The following is a 16,942-nucleotide window of genomic DNA, read 5'->3' as shown; positions in this document are numbered from 1 at the left end:
CGCACCCCCAGACGGCAGCACAACCCGAGGCCACACGCCGGTGTCCGCCCACAGCAACGCACAACGACCCGCAGCCGCAGCGGCCCCCCGCCCAAGTAGCCCGCCATGGGGACCGAGGCCGCCAGGCCTCGGCAGACCCCCGCCCAAGCCCCGCAGGGTCCCCTCACACGTCCTCCCCCGCCCGCAGAACCCGCCCCAGGTCCACCCGCCCCAGAACCCGCGCCACCCCGCTCACCACCCCGCAGATCACCACCGTCACTCCACCCGCCACCAGCCAGACCCGCACCCACGGCACCTCCGTCAGCAGGCCGGGGAAGACCGGGGCGCCCGTCGCGTCCACCGTCACCACCGGCATGATCACGGCCGCGAGGCCCGCTCCGAGACCCGTGCCCAGGAGCGCCGCCACCCCTGCCAGCGCCAACTGTTCCGTCCACAGGTACGCGGCGAGTTGGCCCCGCCGTACCCCCAACGCCCGCAGCAGCGCGAACTCCCGCCCCCTCGCCCGCACCGCCAGCACCGTATGCAGCGTGAAGGCGATGACGGCGAACGCCGGTGCGAGGGCGAGGCAGAGCCAGAGGCCGCCACGGGCCCCGCGCCGCAGCGGATCCTCGGCGAGCTCCACGCGCGCGTGCGGCACGTCCACGGCGGTTCCGAGCCGCGGGCTGTCCCGTACCGCCTTCCACGCGGCGCTCGCGTCTCCCCGCGCCGCCCCCGCCCACCACGCGCTCTCCGACCCCGGCAACGCCCCGCTCAGCACCAACTGGGCCGCCACCGCCCGCGAGTCGGCGAGCAGCCGGGGCCGGTCCCGCGCTTCGCCCGGCACCGCCGCGATCCGCCCGACCACCTTCAGCCGGACGCTGCCGCCCGTACTCCGCCGCACCGTCACGACGTCCCCCACCCGTACCGCCCCGGAGTCCAGCAGCGCACGATCGGCGAGAGCGGGTGCCGCGGGGCGCCCCCTCGCGTTGTCCGTACCGAGACGGACGCTCCACGTCGGGTACTTGAGCCGCGTGTCGGGCCCCCGAAGCACCGCGTCGAGCAGCACCCCGGCTCCGGGCCGGTCACGGCAGAGCACCGGTCCGGGTGCCTCCCCCACCGCACCCCGCGGCGGCTCGGCCCCGGGGCACCCCGCCCCGTAGCGGTCCGGCGCGTCCTCGCGCAGGTCGCGCCAGCGGGCCTCCTGGGTGAGCCCCGGCACCCGGTCGATCCGGAGACGGTACGTACGCCGCACCGTCTCGCCCGCCATGCTCAGGTCGATCTGGAGGATCCGTAGGCCACCGCTCCGTACCGGCACCCTCAGCGGCACCGCCCGCAGACCACCTTCTTTAAGAAGGGCGGCACTTGAGTGGACCAGGCCGTCCTCGTCCTCGAAGAAGACCGTCAGCCGCACCGGCACAGCACGCCCGGGGCCATCGGCCGACAGCCCCACCCGGAGCGGGAGTTCACCACCGGCACGAACGTCGCCGACAGCCAGCCCGTGCGCCGGCACCCCCTCCCCCAGCGGCGCGACCATCTCCCGCACGGGCCGCTCCGCGAGGTCGCCCCGCAGCGAAGGCACCGGGCCCCGCCCGGTGTTGATGCCGGTGACGGCCACCGCGTCCTGCCCGATGTAGCCCTCCGTGATCACCACGGGAGTGACCGACTCGACCCCCGGCAGCGCACCGTACGTCGCACGCCGCTCCCCGGCGGGCACGCTCTCCCCCGGTTCGATCCGCAGGTCCGCACCCACCTGGAAAGCGGCCTGGTCGCGGTCCCCCCGGTCGAGAATGGCGAGGGCGGTGCTGCTCAGGGCCGCGACGGCCAGGGCGAGCGTCACCACCAGGGCGGGCCCCGCGTGCCGTGCCGCGCGCCGGGCGATCTGCCACCCGCCGAGCGGCAGCACGAGCCCCCTGCCCCGCCGGGCGAGCGGCTCGACGGCCCGCGTAAGGAAGGGCAGCAGGCGCAGCACGAGCAGGGCGGCCGCGGTGGTCATCACCACCGGCGCGAACACCAGCACCGGGTCGACACCGTCACCGGTCACCGTCGACCGGTACTGCCGCAACTGCAGCCACCCGAGGACGGCCACCGCCCCGAGGACCACATCGGCCCCGACCCGCTGCGCCCCCGCGAACCGTCCCACCCGCAGGCGCAGTCGGCTCACCGCCTGCCGGTCCCGCACCACCCGCACCGTCGGCACCAGCACCGCGCACCCGTGCACCACGACGGCGAAGGCGGCGGCCACCCAGGCGGCACCGATCGCGGCCGCGTCCGGCACCCCGCCGTGCAGCACCCCCGCCCCTTCAAGGAGGCCCAGCAGCGGCCCCGCGAGGAAGGGCGCGGCGCCCCCCACCGGAAGGGCCACCAGCGCCCACTGCACCCCGGTCGACAGCACGAGCCGCCGCGTTCCCGCACCCCGGGCTGCCAGCAACGCCAGCTCCGGGCGCCGGTGTTCGGCGAGCTGACGCCCAGTCAGCACCAGGGCCGCGACCGCGAGGGCGGCCAGCAGCGTGGCGGGGACGTAGAGCCCGGCGCGGGCCACGGCGATGGGCGTGGTGAGCCGGTCGAGCGCCCTGCGCAGCCCCGCCGACACGGTCAGCTCCGCCTCGGGGTTCTTCCCCCGCAGCACCGAGAGCGAGGCGTCGCTGCCTCCGAACCGCCGGGCACGCTCGGCCAGCGGACCGATGTCACCGAGCCGCAGCCCCCGCGCCTCGGGCACGCCGAGCCACAGGGCGCCCGCGTCCTTCGCGAGCCCCGGCCGCGCCGTGAACGCGCCCCGGGGCACGAGCGCGATGGAGTCGGCCGTCCCGAATGTGCTGCTCAGGCCCGCCCAGACCGCGGGTTCGCGCCCCTCGGTCGCGTAGAGCCCGACGACCCGCATCCGCACAAGCCGCTCACCGGCGCCGCGCACGACCACATCGTCACCGGTACGCACCGCGAGCTCGGCGGCGTATGCCCTGGTCAGCACCGTCTCCGTAACCCCACCGGATGAGCCGCCGGAACCGCCGCGCGGCCACCGGCCCGCCACCAGGCCGGCATGGGACCGGGCCCCTTCGAAGGCGACCACGGACGCCGTGGCGTCCTCACGCCGCTGCCCGCCGGCCTCGGTCACGGCGAGCTCGTCGTTGCGTGCCGCGGGCGCCCGCAGCGCGAGCCGCGTCCGGTGGGGCACGTCGCCATAGGTGCGGTCGACGGCGGCCCGTACGTCCGCGTCGAGCCGCCGCACGCTGTCGGCGCCGTAACGCCCTGCCACCTCGACGACGGCATCCCGGTCCGCGGCGAGCCGCTGCCGCACCCCGCCTTCGACGGCCTTCTCGGTCAGCGCGGCAAGGGCGGCGAGCACCGTGGCCGCAAGCAGGACGGCGAGCCCGGCTGCCCCGAGCACCATCCCGTGATACCGGCCGCTCCGCACCACGGCGGGCACGCGCCGTCCGCTCACCACCGGTCTCCCCCCGCGTGACCGGCACAGTATGGACGTACGCGAATGTGGCCCGCAATGCTCCGGTCGGTAGAGCCGAACCAGCTTGGGCCACAAGGGAGTTGACTGGAGATCAGCTCCCGTCGGCGACAAGGCCCTTCAGCGCGACGTTGAGCTGGAGGACGTTGACCCGGGGCTCGCCCACGAAGCCGAGGATCCGGCCTTCGGTGTGCTCGTCGACCAGCTTCTCGACCTCCTTCACGGCGAGGCCGTTCTTCTCGGCCACCCGGTGGACCTGCAACTCCGCGTACTCCGGGGAGATGTGCGGGTCCAGACCCGATCCGGACGAGGTGACTGCCTCGGCCGGCACGTCCGACGGCTTGACCTTGAAGCCCGCCGTGGAGTTGTCCTTGACCACGGCCGCCTTGGCCGCCTTGACGTTCGCGATCAGGTCCTTGTTGTCACCGGACAGGTTCGTCGCACCCGACAGGATCAGGTCGTACTGGGTGTTCACCCCCGAGTCCTGGTTGGAGCCGAGCCCGTTGGACGGCCGGGGCTGGAACCACTTCAGATCGGGCGCCGCGGTCTCCTGGCCCTTCTTCAGCGGCAGGTCGTAGCGCTGCCCGATGAGTTCGGAGCCGACGACCTTGCCCTCGCTCCTGATCTCGGAGCCGTTGGCCTTGTCGTGGAACAGGCCCTGGGCGACCCCGGTGACGGCGAGCGGATAGATGACACCGCAGATCACGGTCAGCACGAGCAGGGCACGCAGGCCCGCGCCCAGCAACCGTGCCGTACTTCCGACGGAGTTGTTCATGACGATCAGCACGCTTTCAGGAACTACAGCCCGGGGATGAGGGAGATGATCATGTCGATGATCTTGATGCCGATGAACGGGGCGACGAGACCGCCGAGTCCGTAGACGCCGAGGTTGCGCCGCAGCATCCTGTCGGCGCTCATCGGCCGGTAGCGCACGCCCTTCAGGGCCAGCGGCACCAGGGCGACGATGATCAGCGCGTTGAAGACGACGGCCGACAGAATGGCCGACTCCGGGGACGACAGGTTCATGATGTTGAGCTTGTCGAGGCCCGGATAGACCACGGCGAACATCGCGGGGATGATCGCGAAGTACTTCGCGACGTCGTTGGCGATCGAGAAGGTCGTCAACGCACCTCGGGTGATCAGGAGTTGCTTGCCGATCTCGACGATCTCGATGAGCTTGGTGGGGTTGGAGTCCAGGTCCACCATGTTCCCGGCCTCCTTGGCGGCGGAGGTCCCGGTGTTCATGGCCACACCCACGTCCGCCTGGGCGAGCGCGGGCGCGTCGTTCGTGCCGTCACCGGTCATCGCGACGAGCTTGCCGCCGGCCTGCTCCCGCTTGATCAGCGCCATCTTGTCCTCGGGCGTGGCCTCGGCGAGGAAGTCGTCCACGCCCGCCTCGTCCGCGATCGCCTTGGCGGTCAGCGGATTGTCGCCCGTGATCATGACCGTCTTGATGCCCATGCGCCGCAGCTCGTCGAACCGCTCCCGCATGCCTTCCTTGACGACGTCCTTCAGGTGGATGACGCCGAGTACCCGCGCGCCCTTCTCGTCCTCCGCCGCGACAAGCAGCGGTGTGCCACCGGCCTGCGAGATCGTGTCGGTCAGGGCCTGGGCGTCGTCGGAGACGGTGCCGCCGTTCTCGGTGACCCAGGCGACGACCGAACCGGTCGCACCCTTGCGGACCTTGCGCCCGGCACCGCCCTCGACGAGGTCTACGCCGGACATCCGCGTCTGCGCGGTGAAGGCGACCCACTCGGCCCCCTCCAACTCCCCCTGGTGGCGCTCGCGAAGCCCGTACTTCTCCTTCGCGAGTACGACGACGGAGCGGCCCTCGGGCGTCTCGTCGGCCAGCGAGGAGAGCTGGGCGGCGTCCGCGAGCTCGGCCTCGGTCGTCCCGCGCACGGGCACGAACTCGGCGGCCTGACGGTTGCCGAGCGTGATGGTGCCCGTCTTGTCGAGCAGCAGCGTCGAGACGTCGCCGGCGGCCTCGACCGCCCGCCCGGACATGGCAAGGACGTTGCGCTGGACCAGGCGGTCCATGCCCGCGATGCCGATCGCGGAGAGCAGGGCGCCGATGGTCGTCGGGATCAGGCACACCAGGAGCGCGGCAAGGACGATCATGGACTGCTCGGCACCGGCGTACACGGCGAACGGCTGGAGCGTGACGACCGCGAGCAGGAAGACGATGGTGAGGGACGCGAGAAGGATGTTGAGCGCGACCTCGTTGGGCGTCTTCTGCCGGGCAGCGCCCTCGACCAAGTTGATCATGCGGTCGATGAACGTCTCGCCGGGCTTCGTCGTGATCTTGATGACGATGCGGTCGGAGAGGACCTTCGTGCCGCCGGTGACGGCGGACCTGTCACCGCCCGACTCCCGGATGACGGGGGCCGATTCACCGGTGATCGCCGACTCGTCGACGCTCGCGACACCGTCGACGACGTCACCGTCGCCGGGGATCACGTCGCCCGCCTCGCAGACGACGAGGTCGCCGATGCGCAGCTCGGTGCCGGGCACCTGCTCCTCGGTCGTGCCGTTCAGCCTGCGCGCGACCGTGGAGGTCTTGGCCTTGCGCAGGGTGTCCGCCTGCGCCTTGCCGCGGCCCTCGGCCACCGCCTCCGCCAGGTTGGCGAAGATCGTGGTCAGCCAGAGCCAGACCGCGATGGCCCAGCCGAACCAGTCCCCCGGGTCCTTGACCGCGAGGACGGTGGTGATCACCGAGCCGACGAGCACCACGAACATGACGGGCGACTTGACCATCACCCGCGGATCGAGCTTCCGCACGGCGTCCGGGAAGGACTTCAGGAGCTGCTTGGGGTCGAACAGACCCCCGCCGACACGGCCGCCGTCGTCCTGGTGCCCGCCGGGCACGTCCTGGTGCGGCGCACGGGTGGGAGTAGCGGTGGACATGGAGCCGGGCTCCTCAGGCTTCTTCGTCTCGGTGGTCATGACGCCAACCCCTCGGCCAGCGGCCCGAGGGCGAGCGCCGGGAAGTAGGTCAGACCGGTGATGATCATGATGGTGCCGACCAGCAACCCGGTGAACAGGGGCTTCTCCGTGCGCAGGGTGCCCGCCGTCGCCGGGATCGGCTTCTGCTCGGCCAGCGAACCCGCGAGCGCGAGGACGAACACCATCGGCAGGAACCGGCCGAGCAGCATCGCGAGACCGATCGTGGTGTTGAACCAGTTCGTGTCCGCGCTCAGCCCGGCGAACGCCGAACCGTTGTTGTTGGCGCCCGATGTGTAGGCGTAGAGGATCTCGGAGAAGCCGTGCGCCCCGGAGTTGAGCATCGAGTCCTTGGGCGTGGGCAGCGCCATCGACACCGCCGTGAAGCCGAGCACGAGGGCGGGGGTGATGAGGATGTAGCAGGCCGCCAGCTTGATCTCGCGGGTGCCGATCTTCTTGCCCAGGTACTCGGGCGTACGGCCCACCATGAGACCGGCGATGAACACCGCGATGATCGCCATGATCAGCATGCCGTACAGACCCGACCCCGTGCCGCCCGGCGCGATCTCGCCCAGCTGCATGCCGAGGAGGTCGAGCCCGCCGCCGAAGCCGGTGTTGGAGGAGTGGAAGGAGTTGACCGCGCCCGTCGATGTCAGCGTCGTGGCGACCGAGAAGATCGCCGACCCCGCGATCCCGAACCGCGTCTCCTTGCCCTCCATCGCGCCGCCCGCGATGTCGAAGGCGGGGGCGCCGTGGTGGAACTCCGTCCACATCATCAGCGCGGTGAACCCGACCCAGATGGTCACCATCGTGGCGAGAATCGCGTACCCCTGCCTGAGGGAACCGACCATCCGCCCGAAGGTCCGCGTGAGCGCGAAGGGGATGACGAGGATCAGGAAGACCTCGAAGAGGTTGGAGAATCCGTTCGGATTCTCGAAGGGGTGGGCGGAGTTGGCGTTGAAGTAGCCGCCTCCGTTGGTGCCCAGCTCCTTGATGACCTCCTGCGAGGCGACCGCACCGCCGTTCCACTGCTGGCTGCCGCCCAGGAACTGGCCGACCCCGTGGATGCCGGAGAAGTTCTGTATCGCACCGCAGGCGACGAGGACGACCGCGCCGATCACCGAGATCGGGATCAGGATGCGTACGACACCGCGCACCAGGTCGGACCAGAAGTTCCCCAACTCCCCGGTCCGCGACCGGGCGAAGCCCCGCACCAGGGCCACCGCGACGGCGATGCCCACGGCGGCGGAGACGAAGTTCTGCACCGCGAGGCCGCCGGTCTGCACGACGTGGCCCATGGCCTGCTCGCCGGAGTACGACTGCCAGTTGGTGTTCGCCACGAACGACGCGGCGGTGTTGAAAGCCTGGTCCGGATCGATGGCCTTGAAGCCGAGCGACCCGGGCAGCGAGCCCTGGAGGCGCTGCAGCAGATACAGGAACAGCACGCTCACGGCGGAGAAGGCGAGTACTCCGCGCAGATAGGCGGTCCAGCGCATCTCGGCGTTCGGGTTGGCGCCGATGGCCTTGTAGATCCACTTCTCCACGCGCAGATGCTTCTCGGAGGAGTAGACCTTGGCCATGTGGTCGCCGAGCGGACGGTATGCCAGGGCGAGCGCCACGATCAGCGCCAGGAACTGGAGCACACCAGCAAGAACGGGGCTCATATCCGTACTCAGAACCTCTCCGGGAACACGAGAGCGAGGACGAGATAGCCCAGCAGGGCGACGGCCACGACGAGACCGACGATGTTCTCGGCAGTCACAGCTTCGCCACCCCCTTGGCGATGAACGCCACCAGCGCGAAGACCGCGATCGTGGTGACGACGAAGGCCGCGTCGGCCATCGTGTGCTCCTAGATGAGAGGCGTTTGATCTGACGTCTTGAGCAAACCCCCTGTATGGCTGGAAACGACCACCGTTGACGGCTCCCTTACGGCCGTTGGCGCTCCATTGACGACTCTCTTACGTCTACTTGCGCTCTCCGGCCCAGACCCGGCTCCCACCTGCGAAAACGCCGATGGGCCGCACTCCCGTCAGGGAATGCGGCCCATCGGCCTGTACGTCAGGGGGCGCTAGCGCACCTCGGTGATCTCAGGGCCCCGCTGGAGCTGGCCCATGCCGCCGGAGAAGCGCGAGCCCTCCTGCTGCTCCTGCTGGACACCGCCCTCGGCGACCATCTGGGCGTCGTCCGGCAGCTTCAGGACGATCGGGTCGCGAGGCGCCATCGGTCCTTCGCCGCGCACGATGACGGTGTCCCGGAAGATCTGCTCCAGGAGACCCGCGGCCTGCGGCTGCACCGCGCCCTGGCCGGAGATGACCCCGCGCAGGAACCACCGCGGACCGTCCACGCCGATGAAGCGCACGACCTGCACCCCGCCCGTGCCGTCCGGCAGCTGCACCGGCACCTGCGCGCGCAGCTCCCAGCCGAGGGGGCCCTCGACCTCGTCGATGACACCGCCCTGCTGGGTGATGCCGGATGCGATCTCCTCGCGGACCTCGCCCCAGATGCCCTGCTTCTTCGGGGCGGCGAAGCCCTGCAGCTGGATGGCGCTGTCCTGGAGCACGACGGTCGCGGCGACGATCGCGTCACCGGCGACCTCCACGCGCAGCTCCATGCCCTCGACACCCGGTACGAAGAGGCCGCCCAGGTCCACGCGGCCCTCGCCGGGCTCCCGGACCTCCGAGACGTCCCAGGGACCGTCGGGGCGGGGCTCGGGCTCGAGCCTCACGCGCGACGACGCCGCGGCCGTGTCATCACTGTCAGCACGGTCAGCGTCCTCGACGACCTGCTCGGCCTCGCCCGCCGCGTCCTCGGCGGCACTGTCCTTCTTGCGACGTCCGAACACGTCACTGTCCTTCCCGGTCAGATACGACCGATGCGTATCGATTCCCACCCGTTTTTTCACCCGAGCCGGCGCCCACGGCGGCATGACCGCCGGTGGACCCGAAGCCCCCCTCGGCCCGCGCCGAGTCGGGAAGCTCCGCCACCTCCCGGAAGCGCACCTTCTCGACCTGCTGGACGACCAGTTGGGCAATCCGGTCGAAGCGCTCGAACCGCACGCGTTCGCGCGGGTCGAGATTCACCACGATCACCTTGATCTCTCCACGGTACCCGGCATCCACCGTCCCTGGGGCATTCACCAGGGCGACACCGCAGCGGGCGGCGAGCCCGGAACGCGGGTGCACGAAGGCCGCGTACCCCTCCGGCAGCGCGATAGACACCCCGGTGGGCAGTACCGCCCGCTCGCCAGGGGCGAGTTCGCACGCTTCGGTGGTCCGCAGATCCGCTCCGGCGTCACCGGGCTGCGCGTACGACGGCAGCGGCACGTCGGAGTCGACGCGACGGATCAGTACGTCGAGCTCCGGTCGGGATACAGGGGTCACGGGTTCACCTCGAAGGCACGTGCGCGGCGGAGCTGGTCCGGGTCGTCCATGGCGGCCCGGATCTCCTCCGGGCGGCCGTTCTCGACGAAGTGGTCGACCTTGACCTCGATGAAGAGGGCCTTGGCGCGGACGGCGACGGGCCCGTCGGGGCCGCCGATCCGCCCGGTGGCCCGGGAGTAGATCTTCCGCCCTGCGACGGCGGTCACCTCGGCCTCGAGGAAGAGCACGGTGCCCAGCGGCACGGGCAGCGCGAAGTCGGTCTCGAGCCGTCCGGTCACGGCGATCACCCGCAGCAGCCAGTTCAGCGAGCCGAGCGTCTCGTCGAGCGCCGTGGCGAGCACCCCGCCGTGGGCGAGGCCCGGAGCGCCCTGATGGGCCTCCCGGACGGTGAACTCGGCGGTGACGCCCACGCCTTCGCCGGCGTACGCCGCGAGGTGCAGCCCGTGGGCCTGCCCTTCGCCGCAGCCGAAACAGTGCTCGTAATGGGCTCCGATGAGCTCGCCGGGGGCGGGCGCGTCGGGGTGGCGGACGGGCGCTATCGCGTCGGCCGGGGGCGTCAGAGCTGCTGAAGTACCACTCACAGCCGCAGACCTTACCCGCGAGTCCACCGACTCAGCTCATCGTGCCAAGCTTGCATACATGCAGCCTTACGAAGAACGCCTGACGGCGCCCCGTTCCTGGTGGCTTGTCTCGCTCCTGGTCGGTGTCGCGATGGCGCTGATCATGCTCCCCTTCGGCACCCTGCCGCTGCTCGGCGGCCTGGTCGCCGGGACGGCGGTCGCCGCGGTCGTCACCAGTTCGTACGGCTCCCCCCGGATCCGCGTGGTGGCGGGCTCGCTCGTCGCGGGTGACGCGAAGATCCCGGTCTCCGCCCTGGGCGAGCCGGTGGTACTCGACGCGGAAGAGGCGCGCGCCTGGCGCGGCCCGAAGGCCGACCCGCGCGCCTTCATGCTGCTGCGCGCCTACATCCCGACGGCGCTGCGCGTCGAGATCACGGACCCGCAGGACCCGACTCCGTACGTGTACGTGTCGACGCGGCACCCCGAGGCGCTCGCGGCGGCACTGACGGCGGTACGGGCTTCTTAGGGGGTCAGCGCCCCAGCTCCTTGGGCGGCGTGCCGGGACGCAGGGGGTCCAGAGGCTTCACGGGCTGCTCAAGGGGCGGCAGCTCGGGCAGGGCGTCCCAGGGCACCTGCGCCCTCCGCAGGTCCGCACGGACCCGCTCAGCGAGCTTCTTGGTGTCACGGCGGTTCATGACCGCCCCGACCGCGGCGCCCACCATGAAGGGCATCAGGTTCGGGAGGTTCCGCACCATGCGCTTCATGATCTGCTGGCGCAGTTCGCGCTTCATCTGTCCGCCGAGCGCGGCGTTGATCGACGCGGGCTTCACCACGTCGATACCGCGCTCCTCGGTCCACGCGGTGAGGTAGGCGGAGCTGCGCTCCTTGAGGTTGCCCGGCGGGCGCAGGCCGTAGACCTCGTGGAGTTCGGCGATCAGCTTCAGCTCGATCGCCGCGACTCCGGTGATCTCGGCGGCCATCTCCGCGGGCATCGCGGGCGGCACGGGCATCATCGCCGCGGCGCCGACTCCGGCACCGACCGTCGAGGTCGCGTTGGCCGCGCCGGAGATGAGTTTGTCCGCGAGCCGCTCGGCGTCGAGGCCCGGGAACTGTTTGCGGAGAGTACCCAGGTCGCGGACCGGGATCCGCGGGGCGTTCTCGATGATCCGGTCGGCGAGATAGCCGATGCCGGCCTTGGCGCTGCGTCCGCTCTTGCGTACGCCCGCCTTGACTCCGTCCGTGACGGCGGCAACGCGGCCCTTGGACCCATGGGCCCTGGACGCCTTGTCGGCCGCCGTCTCGTCGTGTGCTGCCACCTCTGGGGCGTTCGCCGGTCCGAGCGAGGCTGTTCCTGTGGGGGAAGAGCCCCGCTCGTCGTCACGCACGCCGTCTGGGATGGCGCTTTCTTGGTCCGCTCCGCGCTTGCGGAAGCGGCGCTTCCTCGGCGGGGTCGAGCCTGTCACGGCCGACCCTGCCCTAGTCGCAGTCGCGGCAGATCGGCTGGCCGTTCTTCTCCCTGGCCAGCTGGCTGCGGTGGTGCACCAGGAAGCAGCTCATGCAGGTGAACTCGTCCTGCTGCTTCGGGAGCACCCGAACGGCGAGCTCCTCGTTCGACAGATCCGCGCCGGGCAGTTCGAGGCCCTCTGCGGCCTCGAACTCGTCGACGTCCACTGCCGACGTCGACTTGTCGTTCCGCCGCGCCTTGAGTTCCTCGATGCTGTCCTCGTTGACGTCATCGTCGGTCTTGCGTGGGGTGTCGTAGTCCGTTGCCATGTCGCTCTCCCCCTCTGGGTGTCTGCGGTGTCTCAGCGCACGTAACGCGTGAGAGGCCGGACTTGTGCCCGACCTGAGGCGGAGATTTTGCCTCACATCAAGGTCTGTTACTCAATCGACACCCAACCGCACCCCTGAAGAGGTGATCGGTTTGGATGGCGATCGGGACCGTACACGGTCCGAATGTCGCACTTCACAGGCGCCACCCCGTGTACTTCCCGTGATCAAGACCCCTGAAAACCCGGATTTTCCCGGCTTTCCGACGACTTTCACGATCACGGAGAGTAGATGGCCGAAAATTCGCCCCTGTGATCGATCGCACACGAAATCTCCAGGAACAGGTCCAGAAAATTCCGCGCAAAGCGAACATCGCGGCGAGTCCGCGGCAGCATCTCAGAGAGGAAGGGTGACTCGCATCACGAGCCCTCCCCCCTCGCGCGGCTCCGCGATGATACGGCCCCCGTGGGCCCGCGCCACCGACCGGGCGATCGACAGGCCGAGTCCCACGCCCTTGTCGCTGCCCGTGCGCTCGGTCCTGAGCCGCCGGAACGGCTCGAAGAGGTTGTCGATCTCGTACGCGGGCACCACGGGACCCGTGTTCGACACCACGAGGACCGCCTGGCCGTGCTGGGCCTCCGTGGTGACCTCGACCCAGCCCTCGTCCGGCACGTTGTACCTGACGGCGTTCTGGACGAGGTTCAGGGCGATCCGCTCCAGGAGTACGCCGTTGCCCTGGACGACGGCCGGGCCCCGCTCCCCGCGGATCTCCACGCCCTTGGCCTCGGCCTCGGTCCGCACCTGGTCGACGGCACGGTCGGCGACCTCGGCGAGGTCGACCGGCTTGCGCTCCACGATCTGGTTGTCGCTGCGGGCGAGCAGCAGCAGGCCCTCCACGAGCTGCTCACTGCGCTCGTTCGTGGCGAGGAGCGTCTTGCCGAGCTGGTGGAGCTCGGGGGGCGCGCCGGGGTCGGAGAGGTGCACCTCGAGGAGCGTGCGGTTGATCGCGAGGGGCGTGCGCAGTTCGTGCGAGGCGTTGCCGACGAACCGCTGCTGGGCGGTGAAGGCCCGCTCCAGGCGGTCGAGCATCTCGTCGAAGGTGTCCGAGAGCTCCTTCAACTCGTCGTCGGGACCGTCCAGTTCGATACGCCGTGACAGGTCCGTGCCGGCCACCCTGCGCGCGGTGCGCGTGATGCGGCCCAGCGGCGAAAGGACGCGGCCCGCCATCGCGTAACCGAACGCGAAGGCGATCACCGCGAGCCCGAGCAGGGCCAGCAGTGAGCGGCTCAGGAGGTTGTCCAGGGCGTGCTGGCGCTGTTCGTTGACGCAGGCGTTCATGGCGTTGTTGAGCTCGCCCGCCGACGGCTGGCTCGGGAAGTTGCAGGTGTCGCTGGCCACCTGGCCGGAGACGATCTTGAACGGCAGGTCGCTGCCGACGTTCAGAGCCTGCGCGGCGAGCAGATAGATGATCGAGAGCAGCAGGATGCCCGCAATCAGGAACATGCCGCCGTACAGCAACGTGAGCCGTATGCGGATCGTGGGGCGCAGCCACGGGAAGGGCGGTTCTGCCTTCCTGGGGTCCCAGGTGGGTTTCGGGGGCGCGGCGGGTGGCGCCGGGGTCGCGGCCACCGGGGATCAGATCCGGTAGCCGGAGCCGGGCACCGTCACGATGACGGCGGGCTCGCCGAGCTTTCGCCGCAGGGTCATGACGGTCACCCGGACCACGTTCGTGAACGGGTCGGTGTTCTCGTCCCAGGCCTTCTCAAGCAGCTGCTCGGCGGAGACGACGGCGCCCTCGCTGCGCAGCAGCACTTCGAGGACCGCGAACTCCTTGGGCGCGAGCTGGATCTCCTTGCCGTCGCGGAAGATCTCGCGGCGGTTCGGGTCGAGCTTGATCCCGGCGCGCTCCAGGACGGGCGGGAGCGGGACGCTCGTACGCCGGCCGAGGGCACGCACGCGTGCCGTGAGCTCGCTGAACGCGAAGGGCTTGGGGAGATAGTCGTCGGCGCCGATCTCCAGGCCCTCGACGCGGTCGCTGACGTCGCCCGACGCGGTGAGCATCAGGACGCGGGTCGGCATGCCGAGCTCGACGATCTTGCGGCAGACGTCGTCGCCGTGCACGAGCGGGAGGTCCCGGTCGAGCACCACGACGTCGTAGTCATTGACCCCGATGCGTTCCAGGGCGGCCGCTCCGTCGTACACGACGTCGACGGCCATGGCCTCCCGGCGCAGTCCGGTGGCCACCGCATCGGCGAGCAGCTGCTCGTCCTCGACGACGAGTACGCGCACGGCGCTGTCCTTCCTCTGTGCCCCTGCGGGCAGGTCTGTTCGTGGGGTGTGGGCTCCATCCTGCCCCTTTCGGCCATAAACCGGCTGTAAGGCGGTCCCCTGGGGCCTCCCGGGCCGGGGAATGCGGGATTTTCTCCGAGGGTTGAGGTTTCCGTAGAAGGGAGCCAGGGGAGGACGACCTCACACCCGCGATCACGCTTTGTATGTGGCGCGCCACAACCCGCTCTCCGCCGCAGGGCGGGCGGCTTGAGACGTGATCGCCCCTTCTTGAGGGCACACCCCCGTGCCATCGACCCACGACCCAGCCGAGGGGGCGCAACCATGGACGCTTTTACCGCAGGACTGCTGCAGCGCATAAAGGCCACGGAATCCGACCTCACGATGGCCCGTGAGACGGGCGACGACTTCCTTGCCGAGGTCGAGCAGGCCGAACTCGAAGATCTCCACCGGCTGGCCGCCGAGCACGGGGTGGAGGTCGGCGCGCTGCACGCCTGATCCATCGCTCCTGATCCATCGCGAGCAGAGGGGCCCCGGCATCCGTGGACGAGATGCCGGGGCCCTTCCGCGTGTGCCGTGCGCTGCCCGCGCCGCCTCAGTCGTGCCAGGCGCCGAGCTCCTCCAGGCGGCCCTGCAGGTCCTCGAAGAGGCCGGGCGGGGCCGCGATGGTCAGCTCCCCGGTGGGAGCCTCTCCAGGGCGTCCACCGGTCAGCGCGCCCGCCTCCCGCGCGACGAGGTCGCCGGCCGCGAAGTCCCACGGGTTGAGGCCGCGCTCGTAGTACGCGTCCAGGCGGCCGAGCGCGACGTCGCACAGGTCGATCGCCGCCGAGCCGCCGCGCCGGATGTCCCTGACCAGCGGGATCAGCTGCCGGGCCACCTCGGCCTGGCGGACGCGGCGCTCGGTGACGTACCCGAAACCGGTGCCGACGAGGGCTTGTTCGAAGGGGGGCGCGGGGCGGGTGTGCGCCTGCTTGTCGTTGACGAAAGCGCCCTCTCCGAGGACGGCTCGGTAGGTCTCGCCGCGCATCGGGGCGTGCACCACGCCGACCAGCGTCTCGCCGTCCTTGCGGGCCGCGATGGACACGGACCAGTCCGGGCGGCCGTACAGGTAGTTGACGGTGCCGTCGATCGGGTCGATCACCCACTGGACGCCGCTGCTGCCCTCGGCGCTCGCGCCCTCCTCGCCGAGCACGCCGTCGTCCGGCCTGCGCTCGGCGAGGAAGTCGGTGATCAGCTTCTCGGAGGCGATGTCCATCTCGGTGACGACGTCGACCGCACTGGTCTTGGTGGCGGCCACGCCCAGGTCGTCCGGGCGCCCGTCGCGCAGGAAGGCTCCGGCGCGGTGCGCGGCCTCCAAGGCGACGGTGAGGAGTTCTGCCTTGAGGTCGGTCACGTCGGTCACGTCAGTCACGTCGGAGTCCTTACGCGTACGGGCTGTCGGCGCCCGCGGCCGCGGGCTTCGGGGCGCGCGCCGGGCAGCAGCCCACCGGGCACAGGTCGTGGCTCGCGCCGAGCGCGCCCAGGGCGCAGGGCGCGACGCTCTGCCCGCTCTCCGTGGCGGCGCGCTCCAGGACGAGCTCCCGCACCGCGGCGGCGAACCGCGGGTCGGCGCCGACCGTGGCCGAGCGGCGGACCGGGAGGCCCAGCTCCGCGGCCTTGGCCTCGGCCTCGGTGTCGAGGTCGTACAGCACTTCCATGTGGTCCGACACGAAACCGATGGGGGCCATCACCACCGCGGGTGCGCCCGCGGCGTGCCGCTCCTGAAGGTGATCGCAGATGTCCGGCTCCAGCCACGGGATGTGCGGGGCGCCGCTGCGCGACTGGTAGACGAGCTCCCAGGGGTGCTCGACGCCGGTCTCCTCGCGCACGGCTTCGGCGATGAGCCGGGCCACGTCCAGGTGCTCCGCGACGTACGCGCCGCCGTCCCCGTGGTCCTCCACGCGCCCCGACGTGTCGGCGGCGGCGGTCGGGATGGAGTGCGTCGTGAAGGCCAGGTGCGCCCCGTCGCGTACGTCACCGGGGAGGTCGGCCAGGGACTTCAGGACCCCGTCGATCATGGGGCGGACGAAGCCCGGGTGGTTGAAGTAGTGCCGGAGCTTGTCGACGCGCGGCACTTCGAGGCCCTCGGAGGCGAGCACGGCGAGGGAGTCGGCGAGGTTTTCCCTGTACTGGCGGCAGCCCGAGTACGAGGCGTACGCGCTGGTCGCCAGGACGAGCACGCGGCGGTGGCCGTCCTGGACGAGCTCGCGCAGGGTGTCGGTCAGATAGGGCGCCCAGTTGCGATTGCCCCAGTAGACCGGCAGGTCAAGGCCGTGCTCGGCGAAGTCCTTGCGCAGGGCGTCCAGGAGGGCGCGGTTCTGGTCGTTGATCGGGCTGACCCCGCCGAACAGGAAGTAGTGCTGCCCCACCTCCTTGAGCCGCTCCTTGGGGATGCCACGGCCCCGCGTCACGTTCTCCAGGAACGGGACCACGTCGTCGGGGCCTTCGGGGCCGCCGAACGAGAGCAGCAGCAGGGCGTCATAGGGAGAGGCATCGAGCGCATCGGACATGTATCCGATCCTGCCACCC

Annotated in this window: 16 protein-coding genes; 2 read left to right on the top strand and 14 right to left on the bottom strand. The window is 70.7% G+C overall.

Annotation, left to right across the window (positions count from 1 at the left end; genetic code table 11):
• Positions 1-163: 163 nt before the first annotated feature.
• The 8 genes from E5671_RS47475 to E5671_RS33860 all read right to left on the bottom strand — a co-directional run bounded on the left by E5671_RS47475 (position 164) and on the right by E5671_RS33860 (position 10,339).
• Entirely contained in the window at positions 164-3,415 is a 3,252-nt protein-coding gene (locus E5671_RS47475; protein ID WP_160507666.1) for an FtsX-like permease family protein, read from the bottom strand.
• 112 nt (positions 3,416-3,527) lie between these two features.
• Positions 3,528-4,208 carry a potassium-transporting ATPase subunit C gene (locus E5671_RS33890; RefSeq protein ID WP_202122535.1) on the bottom strand — a complete coding sequence of 227 codons (681 nt, stop codon included), beginning with the start codon at positions 4,206-4,208 and terminating at the stop codon, positions 3,528-3,530.
• A gap of 23 nt (positions 4,209-4,231) precedes the next feature.
• A complete protein-coding gene (kdpB, locus tag E5671_RS33885) occupies positions 4,232-6,379 on the bottom strand; it encodes a potassium-transporting ATPase subunit KdpB (protein ID WP_160507664.1) in 2,148 nt (715 codons plus the stop codon).
• Positions 6,376-8,040, bottom strand: coding sequence for a potassium-transporting ATPase subunit KdpA (gene kdpA, locus E5671_RS33880; RefSeq protein ID WP_160507663.1), 1,665 nt, complete (start codon positions 8,038-8,040; stop codon positions 6,376-6,378). Before kdpA ends, kdpB begins: the two co-directional genes overlap by 4 nt.
• 8 nt (positions 8,041-8,048) lie before the next feature.
• Positions 8,049-8,138, bottom strand: coding sequence for a K(+)-transporting ATPase subunit F (gene kdpF, locus E5671_RS33875; RefSeq protein WP_033264828.1), 90 nt, complete (start codon positions 8,136-8,138; stop codon positions 8,049-8,051).
• A gap of 308 nt (positions 8,139-8,446) precedes the next feature.
• The gene (locus E5671_RS33870; protein WP_160507662.1) at positions 8,447-9,220 is read right to left on the bottom strand and encodes a DUF3710 domain-containing protein; all 774 of its coding nucleotides are present in this window, start codon (positions 9,218-9,220) and stop codon (positions 8,447-8,449) included.
• A gap of 1 nt (position 9,221) precedes the next feature.
• Positions 9,222-9,758 carry a dUTP diphosphatase gene (gene dut, locus E5671_RS33865; RefSeq protein WP_160507661.1) on the bottom strand — a complete coding sequence of 179 codons (537 nt, stop codon included), beginning with the start codon at positions 9,756-9,758 and terminating at the stop codon, positions 9,222-9,224.
• Positions 9,755-10,339 carry a hotdog domain-containing protein gene (locus E5671_RS33860; RefSeq protein ID WP_160507660.1) on the bottom strand — a complete coding sequence of 195 codons (585 nt, stop codon included), beginning with the start codon at positions 10,337-10,339 and terminating at the stop codon, positions 9,755-9,757. The genes dut and E5671_RS33860 overlap by 4 nt, the downstream gene beginning before the upstream one ends.
• A 58-nt stretch (positions 10,340-10,397) precedes the next feature.
• On the opposite strand from E5671_RS33860, the gene E5671_RS33855 reads away from it, so the two are divergent.
• Positions 10,398-10,844, top strand: coding sequence for a DUF3093 domain-containing protein (locus tag E5671_RS33855; RefSeq protein ID WP_160507659.1), 447 nt, complete (start codon positions 10,398-10,400; stop codon positions 10,842-10,844).
• A gap of 4 nt (positions 10,845-10,848) precedes the next feature.
• Here the strand turns inward: E5671_RS33855 and E5671_RS33850 are convergent, their stop codons facing one another.
• From E5671_RS33850 to E5671_RS33835, 4 genes are all read right to left on the bottom strand, one after another.
• A complete protein-coding gene (locus tag E5671_RS33850) occupies positions 10,849-11,781 on the bottom strand; it encodes a hypothetical protein (RefSeq protein WP_336605915.1) in 933 nt (310 codons plus the stop codon).
• Between the two features lie 13 nt (positions 11,782-11,794).
• A complete protein-coding gene (locus E5671_RS33845; protein WP_055544889.1) occupies positions 11,795-12,091 on the bottom strand; it encodes a DUF4193 domain-containing protein in 297 nt (98 codons plus the stop codon).
• 393 nt (positions 12,092-12,484) lie between these two features.
• Positions 12,485-13,717: an ATP-binding protein gene (locus E5671_RS33840; protein WP_160507658.1), complete on the bottom strand. Its 1,233-nt coding sequence runs from the start codon at positions 13,715-13,717 to the stop codon at positions 12,485-12,487.
• Between the two features lie 6 nt (positions 13,718-13,723).
• On the bottom strand, positions 13,724-14,377 hold the full coding sequence (locus E5671_RS33835) for a response regulator transcription factor (RefSeq protein WP_135331070.1): 654 nt from the start codon (positions 14,375-14,377) through the stop codon (positions 13,724-13,726).
• Positions 14,378-14,698: 321 nt separating this feature from the next.
• Between E5671_RS33835 and E5671_RS45555 the strand changes: the two genes are divergently transcribed.
• On the top strand, positions 14,699-14,872 hold the full coding sequence (locus E5671_RS45555; protein ID WP_202121369.1) for a hypothetical protein: 174 nt from the start codon (positions 14,699-14,701) through the stop codon (positions 14,870-14,872).
• Positions 14,873-14,969: 97 nt separating this feature from the next.
• Here the strand turns inward: E5671_RS45555 and E5671_RS33830 are convergent, their stop codons facing one another.
• Together E5671_RS33830 and E5671_RS33825 are read right to left on the bottom strand one after the other, a co-directional pair.
• Positions 14,970-15,767 carry an inositol monophosphatase family protein gene (locus E5671_RS33830; RefSeq protein WP_443032807.1) on the bottom strand — a complete coding sequence of 266 codons (798 nt, stop codon included), beginning with the start codon at positions 15,765-15,767 and terminating at the stop codon, positions 14,970-14,972.
• Between the two features lie 28 nt (positions 15,768-15,795).
• Positions 15,796-16,923 carry a ferrochelatase gene (locus E5671_RS33825; RefSeq protein WP_160507656.1) on the bottom strand — a complete coding sequence of 376 codons (1,128 nt, stop codon included), beginning with the start codon at positions 16,921-16,923 and terminating at the stop codon, positions 15,796-15,798.
• Positions 16,924-16,942: the final 19 nt, after the last annotated feature.

Origin of the sequence: Streptomyces sp. BA2 (assembly GCF_009769735.1) — a bacterium.
In the GTDB taxonomy this organism is placed as follows: Bacteria; Actinomycetota; Actinomycetes; order Streptomycetales; family Streptomycetaceae; genus Streptomyces.
The sequence above is the reverse complement of the archived record's forward strand: the minus strand, read 5'-3'. Positions and strand labels throughout refer to the sequence as shown.